8 protein-coding genes are annotated in these 7,650 nt (G+C 67.7%); 5 read left to right on the top strand and 3 right to left on the bottom strand.

Going from position 1 to position 7,650, the window contains the following annotated elements:
• The first annotated feature begins 142 nt into the window (after positions 1 to 142).
• From ABWO17_RS11365 to ABWO17_RS11380, 4 genes are all read left to right on the top strand, one after another.
• Positions 143 to 1,927 (top strand): FAD-binding protein, encoded by a 1,785-nt coding sequence (locus tag ABWO17_RS11365; protein ID WP_353118598.1) that lies wholly within the window; start codon positions 143 to 145, stop codon positions 1,925 to 1,927.
• Positions 1,928 to 1,954: 27 nt separating this feature from the next.
• The gene (locus tag ABWO17_RS11370; RefSeq protein ID WP_353118600.1) at positions 1,955 to 2,311 is read left to right on the top strand and encodes a 4Fe-4S dicluster domain-containing protein; all 357 of its coding nucleotides are present in this window, start codon (positions 1,955 to 1,957) and stop codon (positions 2,309 to 2,311) included.
• 104 nt (positions 2,312 to 2,415) lie between these two features.
• Positions 2,416 to 3,105: a Crp/Fnr family transcriptional regulator gene (locus ABWO17_RS11375; protein ID WP_353118602.1), complete on the top strand. Its 690-nt coding sequence runs from the start codon at positions 2,416 to 2,418 to the stop codon at positions 3,103 to 3,105.
• A gap of 471 nt (positions 3,106 to 3,576) precedes the next feature.
• Complete coding sequence (locus ABWO17_RS11380) at positions 3,577 to 4,779, top strand: AI-2E family transporter (protein WP_353118604.1); 1,203 nt, start codon at positions 3,577 to 3,579, stop codon at positions 4,777 to 4,779.
• Between the two features lie 130 nt (positions 4,780 to 4,909).
• Here ABWO17_RS11380 and ABWO17_RS11385 read toward each other — a convergent pair whose 3' ends face one another.
• Positions 4,910 to 5,653, bottom strand: coding sequence for an LrgB family protein (locus tag ABWO17_RS11385; RefSeq protein ID WP_353118606.1), 744 nt, complete (start codon positions 5,651 to 5,653; stop codon positions 4,910 to 4,912).
• A gap of 8 nt (positions 5,654 to 5,661) precedes the next feature.
• Positions 5,662 to 6,129 carry a CidA/LrgA family protein gene (locus tag ABWO17_RS11390; RefSeq protein ID WP_353118608.1) on the bottom strand — a complete coding sequence of 156 codons (468 nt, stop codon included), beginning with the start codon at positions 6,127 to 6,129 and terminating at the stop codon, positions 5,662 to 5,664.
• A 105-nt stretch (positions 6,130 to 6,234) separates the two neighbouring features.
• Here ABWO17_RS11390 and ABWO17_RS11395 point away from each other — a divergent pair, with 105 nt between their 5' ends.
• Complete coding sequence (locus ABWO17_RS11395) at positions 6,235 to 7,140, top strand: LysR family transcriptional regulator (protein ID WP_353118610.1); 906 nt, start codon at positions 6,235 to 6,237, stop codon at positions 7,138 to 7,140.
• 98 nt (positions 7,141 to 7,238) lie between these two features.
• On the opposite strand, the gene ABWO17_RS11400 is transcribed toward ABWO17_RS11395, so the two are convergent.
• The coding region (locus tag ABWO17_RS11400) for a methyl-accepting chemotaxis protein (RefSeq protein WP_353118612.1) at positions 7,239 to 7,650 on the bottom strand (412 nt) is incomplete at its 5' end.

The following is a 7,650-nucleotide window of genomic DNA, read 5'->3' on the forward strand; positions in this document are numbered from 1 at the left end:
CAAGGCGGCGCGCGTCAGCCCAAAGAACATTCATGAGCCCCTGCGCCGCAACGGGCTAGGGCGCGTGAAAGACGAAAAGAATGATGCGGTGGCCCCTGCGGCGCATCTGTAACGTATCCAAATCAACGTCGGGAGAAACGACATGGCGAACAGAAAGGCCAGCAGGGCCGTGGACATCGCGCCGCGCAGCCTTGCAGAGGTGCGCACGGAAACGGTGGAGTGCGATCTGTTGATCATCGGCGGCGGCAACGCCGGGTGTTTCGTGGCCACCGAGGCCAAGCGGCTTGATCCGTCGCTGCGCGTGGTGATCATGGAAAAGGCCGAGATCATGCGTTCCGGCGCGTGTTCGGCGGGCATGGACGCCCTGAACACCTACATCCCCGAAGGCAAGACCCCCGAAGACCTGGTGCGCTGGAGCCGCGCCCAGGTGGGCGGCGGTCCCCTGCGCGAAGACCTGGCCCTCAGCAACGCCGAGGAACTCAACGAGGCCATCGACGACCTAGAACGTTGGGGCCTGCCCATCCTGCGCGACGCGGACGGCAAGATCCGCTATCGCGGCAAGTGGGACATCTCCATCCACGGCGAACAGCTGAAGCCCATCATGGCCGAAAAGGCCATCGAGGCCGGGGCCGAAGTGTACAACCGCGTGGCGGGCACCGGCCTGCTGATGGACGGCGGGCGCTGCGTGGGCGCCACGGGCCTTGGCGTGCGCGACGGCGCGTTCTACGTGTTCCGCGCCAAATCCGTGGTGGTTTCCACCGGCGGGGCGGGCACCCTGTACAAGTCGTACACCGCCGATTCCACCGACAGCGGCGCGCAGATCTGGATGTGCCCCTACTGCGTGGGGTCCGGCTACGCCATGGGCTTCCGCCAGGGCGCGGAACTGTCGTCGCTGGAACAGCGCTGGGTGGCCACCCGCACCAAGGATTTCTGCGGTCCCGTGGACACCATTTCGGTGGGCTACAAGGCCCCCATCATCAACTGCAAGGACGAGCGGGTCATGAGCCGCTACGCCCACCTCGGCGGCGACGCAGCCCCGCGCTTCATCCGGGCCAACGCCCCCATGGAGGAGTGGCTGGCCGGGCGCGGCCCCTGCTACTGCGACACCCGCAACATGGCCCCCGAACTGGTGCAGGCCATGATGACCGACTACCTCAACGAGCGTCCGTCGTTCGTGCTGTTCCTGGCCAGCCGGGGGCAGGACGTGACCAAGGAACCCATCGAGATATACGGGTCCGACCCGTACATCATGGGCGGCCACACCATGGGCGGCTTCTGGGTGGACATGCAGCGCATGACCACCGTGCCCGGCCTGTTCGCGGCGGGTGAAACGGCAGGCGGCAACCCCAACAAGTTCGTGGGCGGCTGTGCGGCGGAAGGCAAGCTGGCCGCGCGCGGGGCCATGGCCTACATGGCGGCGGGCCTTGCTGCCCCCGACGAAGCCGCCGTCAACGCGCAGGTGGCGTCCGAAAAGGCCCGCGTGTACGCGCCGCTGCTGCGCGGCAAGGATTATGACGGCGTGACCCCCACCGAAATGAAGGAACGCCTCCAGCGTCTGATGGACGAGTACGCGGGCGGCAGCTCGCAGTTCTACCGCACCAACGAGGAGCGCCTGGACTACGCCCTGCGCCACATCAAGATGCTGCAATCGCAGTTTGCCTACCTGAAGGCCGCCGACCTGCACGACCTGATGCAGGCCAACGAGACCATGGACCGCGTGGACGTGGCCGAGGCCGTGGTGCACCACCTGAAGGCCCGCCGCGAAACCCGCTGGGCCGGGTGGCAGACCCGCAGCGACTACCCCGGCCGCGACGACGCCAACTTCGACTGCTTCGTGGAAACCCGGCGCGATCCGGCCACCGGCGAGGTGACCGCCTTCACCCGGCCCTACGAGCAGTTGGTCCCCGGCGACCGGTTCAAGGTCTAACCGCACTTCATCCGGACGGAGGAACACATGCCGCCAAGAATACTGACCGAAAAATGCAACGGCTGCGAAGGGCTGCCCGAATCGCGCTGCGAAGAAGCCTGCCCCGGCAACCTGATGGTGGTGGACGCAGCCACGGGCAAGGCCCGCTGCCGCTGCACGCGCGACTGCTGGGACTGCATGTCCTGCACCAAGGCCTGTCCCCGCGCCGCCATAGAGACGCGCATCCCCTACCAGTTGGGGTACCACAAGGCGTCCCTGCGGCCCATCATGGGCAAGGACCACATCACCTGGAAATGCGTGGACATCCACGGCGTGGAAACCATGTACAAATACCGCAACCGTCTGGCCGCTGCCCAGGCCATCCGGACTGACAAGGACGCGTAATCACACGCCGGGGGGCGGGGGCGGCACGGACATCCGGTGTCCGATACCGCCTTTGCCCCTTGCCATATGCCGCAGGAGCACTACGCTCTCCGTCAGGGGGGCCCATGGAACGCAACTGGCATCTCTGGACCGAGGATTTTTTCGCCGACCTGCCGGACGAGCGGGCGGCGTTTCTGGCGTTGTCGCGCCGGAGGGACTTTGCGAAGAACGACATGGTGTTCTTCGAGGAGGACTCCGGCGATTCGTGCTTCTACGTGGAGCAGGGCATCGTGCGCATCTTCCGTATCGCGCCGTCCGGCAAGGAACCCATCTTCTTCCTGCGCAGGCGGGGCGAGATGTTCGGCCTGGCAGAGGTGCTGGATTCGGTGCCGCGCAAGGCCAATGCCCAGGCCCTTACCCCTTGCGTGCTGCGCGAGGCGGGACGGGACGAGTTCGAGAAGTTCCTGTCCGGCCATTTCGGCGCGGCGCGCAAGGTCATTGCCACGCTGGGCGGGCGGGTGCGCTATCTGGGCGAGCAGGTGGGCAACCTGATGACCTGCGACGTGGGCACCCGGCTGGCCAAGCTGCTGGTGTACATGGCCTACGAGGTGCTGGGCGACGAGGCGGCCTGGCTTGAACCGGCGGTGATCCCCGTGCGCCTGACCCAGGAGCAGATGGCCGCCATGACCGGCTCGTGCCAGCAGACCGTCAGCGATTTTCTGCGCGAGATGCAGGACGAGGGACTGGTGCGGGTGACCCGCCGCGAGGTGGTTGTGGTGCATCCGTTGAAGCTGCTGGAGCGCGCGGAATTGTAGGGGGACCGGCCCTTTTCCGGCCTTTGCCGCCCGCCGTGCCCAAAGACGCAGCAACGTCGCGGAGCCGCTGTTGCTTCGGTGCCCACCGCATGCTAGCACCGCGACATGAGTACTCCTGCCCGTTCATCGCGCCGCCCCCTCCATCACTCTGCCCGACCGGTGCTGCGCCGTGCCGCATCGCGTATTGCCTCTCCCTGCGGCGGCTGCCCCGGTGCCGCAGGCACACCGTGCGAGGCTGATGGCTCCGGCTTACCCAATCCCGTCGATCCCTTCGCTCCAACGCCTTGCGCGGGGTGTCCCTCCGCCCGTGCCGAATTCATGCACGATGGCCCCGCTGCACAGGCAGAGGGGACGAACCCTGTCGCATATTCGGCGGCGGGAGTTCCGTCCGTAGCGTCGGGTTCATCCGAATCATCCGGCCTGTCCGGCTCATCTGGATCATCCGGCCCGTCCGGTCCATTCGGGCCGCCAATGCCGCCGACACCATCCGGGGACGGCCATGCCGCGCCCACGCGGGTCTGGCTGGCCCTGCTGGCCGTGGTGGCCGTGGGCATCGGCTGGCTGCTGGCCCGTCCGTTCATCCACACGTTGGCCGTGGCCATCGTGGTGGCGGCGCTGGCCGCGCCCCTGCAGGAACGCATCGCCCGCCGGGTGCGCCAGCCCGACCTTGCCGCGGCGTCCACCATTCTCACCCTGTTGCTGGGCGTGGCCGCGCCGCTGGCCGTGTTCGTGGCTGCGCTGATTCCCCAGGCCCGCGCCCTGGCCCGCGCGGCCATGGCCTTTTACGCCGCGTCCGGGAACGGTGCGGGTGAGGCGACCGCAGGCGCTGCCGCGGGTGTTGCGTCCGGTGCCGCCACTGCGGCAGGTTCCCTGCCTGCGCCAGTGGAACTGGGGCTGGCCCGGCTGCACGAGCTTTCGGTGTGGTTCACCCAGACCCTGGCCGATTTCGGCATCGACGCCGCGGACATCGCCGACTTCGACCCCGCAAGCCTGCGCGGCACCCTGCTGGGCGCGGCCCGTCAGGCGGGCGAGGTGGTGCTGCACTCCATTACCGCCGGGGTGGGCAATGCCGTGTACCTGTTCGGCCACTTTCTGCTGATGCTGTTCATCCTGTACTTTCTGCTGCGCGACGGGCGGCAGATGATGGCCTTTGTCAAGCGCGTCTCGCCGCTGGCCCACACGCAGGAGGATCGCCTGCTGTCCGCCCTGCGCGGCGTGGCCCGCTCGGTGTTCATGGGCGGGGTGCTGGTGGCCGTGTTCCAGGGCGTCATCGGCGCAGTGGGTTTTGCCTTGGTGGGCCTGCCCGCGTTGTTCTGGGGCTTCGCCATGTCCTTCGCGGCCATGATCCCCGTGGTGGGCACCGCGCTGATCTGGGCGCCCGCCACGGCCTACCTGTACCTGTCGGGCGAGACGTGGCGGGCGGTGTTCCTGCTGGGGTGGTGCGCGGTGCTGGTCTCCAGTTCCGACGGCCTGCTGCGCGCGTGGTTCATGAGGGAGGGCGCGGGCATTCCCATGCTTTACCTGTTCCTGGCCATCCTGGGTGGGCTGAACATGTTCGGCATCCTGGGGTTGCTGTACGGGCCGCTGCTGCTCACCTTCGCCATGGTGGCCCTGACCATGTACGCCGAGGTGGCGGCGGAGATGGCCCCCAAGGATGCCGGGGCAGTGCGCTAGGCCGACCACGCGTTTTACCCCCCCAAAAAAAACGAAAGGCCCCCGCCGCACGGGGGCCTTTTTCGTTCAGGGGGAAGATGCCGGGCGGGTGCACACCCATTTCTTCCCGTGCGGGAATGGCCCGCGAAATTCAGTGCAGCGACGGGCTTATGGACGAGCCCAGCGCCGGGTTCAGCAACAGGCCCAGCAACGGGGCGGCCAGCACGTTGACCAGCCCCGCCAGGATCATCACCAGACTGGCGATGGCGCCTTCCTCGTCGCCTACGCGGCGGGCCTGTGCTACGCCCGCGCCGTGCGCGCCCATGCCCAGCAGCGCCCCGCGCGCAAGGCTGGTGCGCAAGGGCAGCCGCGCCAGCAGCAGTTGGCCCAGCGCCGCGCCGAATACGCCCGTAAGCACCACGAATACCGCCGTCATGTCCGGCACACCTCCAAGGCTGCCCGAAACGGTCATGGCGAAGGGCGTGCTGATGGAGCGCGGCAGCAGGCTTTGCCGCATGGCACCCGAAACACCGAGCAGGGTGGCCAGACCCCAGGCCGAGAGCATGGCCAGGCTGCTGCCCGTGGCGACTCCCGCCAGCAGCACCGGCCAGTGGCGGCGGATCAGCGCGCGCTGCTCGAAGATGGGCAGGGCGAAGGCCACGGTCACCGGGCCCAGCATGACCATCAGCCAGTGGGTGGAGCGGATGTAGTCGCTGTAGGTGGCATGCAGGGCGATGGCCAGCGCCAGCAGCAGCAACGGCGCAAGGCACAGGGGTGATGTCCACCAGCGGCCCATGCGGGCGTGGACCCATCGGGCCACGAGGTACAGGGCGATGGTGGATGCCGACCAGAACAGGCCGGAAAGCAGGGGCAGGGCGGCAGGGTAAAGGTTCATGGCATTGCTCACGAAGGGTGCCGGGCCGAACCGGACAGGGTTGCGCAGGTATGGGCCAGACCGGCAGAAGCGTGACCGGCGCCACGGAATTGCAACCGGCAGCAGGCGTCCACCACCAGCGCCGTGCCGCCCATGACCGTCAGCGTGCCCAGCAGCACCACGGCCAGCAGCTTGAGCCCCAGCAGACTCAGGAATTCCCGGTGATCCAGCACCGCCAGCACGGCGGGCACGAAGAACAGCAGCATTTCGGCCATCAGCCACCGGGCGCCGCGTTGCAGGTCCACCACGTTCACCCTGCCAGAGGCCAGCAGCAGCAACACCAGCACAAGGCCCACCACCCCGCCGGGCACGGGCAGATGGGCGTATCGGGCCACGGCTTCGCCCGCCAGCCACAGGGCGGCGAGGAACAGACACTGGATCAGGCGGCTGCGGCGGGCGGCCAGCCGCAGGGAAAGGGAAAGCTTGCGAACGGACATGTGATGCTCCTTGGCGCTGCTTGGCGTCGATATCTACGTATGCCCGGCGCATGTGGTCGTAAAATGAATTGACAGCATGGATGGTATCTCTGTTAGGAATAGATTATGGAGTTCAGAACGTTGCAGGCTTTTGTGGAAGTGGTGCGCCACGGCGGATTTTCCGCCGCGGCAAGAGCGCTGTTCACCACCCAGTCCAACGTGAGCAAGGCCGTGCGCCAGTTGGAGAGCGAACTGGGCGTGGTGCTGCTGGACCGCATGGGCAGCAGAAGCCAGCTTACGGATGCTGGCGAGGTGGTGTTTCGCCGGGCGCGGGGCATTCTGGCCGCCACGGAGGACATCCAGGGGGAACTGGACGACCTGCGGGGGCTGCGGCGCGGAACGCTGCGGCTGGGCGTGCCGCTGTTCGGCAGCCGCGTCCTGTTTGCGCCGGTGTTTGCGTTGTTCCGCACCCGCTACCCAGGCGTGGACGTGGGACTTGTGGAGGACGGCAGCAGGCGGCTGGGTGAATTGCTGCACGCGGGCGAGGTGGATCTTGCGGCATCGCTGACGCCCATATCCGGGGAATTCGAGTGGCAGCATGTGCGCGCGGAGCCGCTGGTGGCGCTGCTGCCTCCGGGTCATGCCCTGTCCGGCAGGTGCGGCCTGCGCCTGCGCGAGCTTGCGGGTGAGCCGTTCATCCTGTTCGGCGAGGCGTTTCAGTTGAATCAGATCATTCTCGACGGGTGCGAGCGCAACGGCTTTCGTCCGAAAGTGGCGGCGCGCAGCGGTCAGATGGATTTCATCATCGGGCTGGTGGAGGCGGGCCTGGGGGTGGCGCTGCTGCCCCGGCTGATGGTGGCGGACCATACCACCACGGCGGCGCGGGTTCTGCTGGACGAACCGGACATGTGGTGGCGCATGGCGCTCATCTGGCGGCGCGGCGGCTACCTGTCGCATGCGGCGCGTGCCTGGCTGGACCTTGCGCGCGAGGTACACGGCACTGTGGATGATGCCCCGGCCAGCCCCGAATGACCGGCTGCGCATGGCTGAAAAAACGAACGTCCCCGCCACAATCGTGACGGGGACGCACTGTTTTCCCGCACCGCGTGGGCGCGCGCAGCCTCGCTGGGCTAAACCCGCTTCAACTCCTCGACCAGGCCGCGCAGTTCGCCCGCCATGCGGGCAAGCTCTGCCACGGCGGCGGCGGACTGGTTCATGGCGTCGGCGGTTTCCACCGCGATGCGGTTCACTTCTTCCGTGCCCCTGTTGATCTGCTCGCTGGCGGCGGACTGTTCCTCCGAGGCGGTGGCGATGGAGCGCACCTGGTCGGCGGTGGTCTGCACGATGGTCACGATGTCGCCCAGCGAACGCCCGGCAACGGTGGCCAGTTCGGTGCTGCGGCCCACCGCGCCCGAGGCTTCTTCCATGCCCCGGATGTTCTCGCGGGTGCCGGTCTGGATGGCGCGTACGGCCTCGTCCACCTCTCGGGTGGCGTTCATGGTCTTTTCGGCCAGCTTGCGCACCTCGTCGGCCACCACGGCA

Origin of the sequence: Nitratidesulfovibrio sp., from assembly GCF_040373385.1 — a bacterium.
GTDB lineage: Bacteria > Desulfobacterota > Desulfovibrionia > Desulfovibrionales > Desulfovibrionaceae > Cupidesulfovibrio.

Bases quoted from the DNA above. Each gene is read 5' to 3' on its own strand.
- ABWO17_RS11365 (WP_353118598.1), top strand. From the start codon at position 143: ATGGCGAACAGAAAGGCCAGCAGGGCCGTGGACATCGCGCCGCGCAGC.
- ABWO17_RS11370 (WP_353118600.1), top strand. From the start codon at position 1,955: ATGCCGCCAAGAATACTGACCGAAAAATGCAACGGCTGCGAAGGGCTG.
- ABWO17_RS11375 (WP_353118602.1), top strand. From the start codon at position 2,416: ATGGAACGCAACTGGCATCTCTGGACCGAGGATTTTTTCGCCGACCTG.
- ABWO17_RS11380 (WP_353118604.1), top strand. From the start codon at position 3,577: ATGCCGCCGACACCATCCGGGGACGGCCATGCCGCGCCCACGCGGGTC.
- ABWO17_RS11385 (WP_353118606.1), bottom strand. From the start codon at position 5,653: ATGAACCTTTACCCTGCCGCCCTGCCCCTGCTTTCCGGCCTGTTCTGG.
- ABWO17_RS11390 (WP_353118608.1), bottom strand. From the start codon at position 6,129: ATGTCCGTTCGCAAGCTTTCCCTTTCCCTGCGGCTGGCCGCCCGCCGC.
- ABWO17_RS11395 (WP_353118610.1), top strand. From the start codon at position 6,235: ATGGAGTTCAGAACGTTGCAGGCTTTTGTGGAAGTGGTGCGCCACGGC.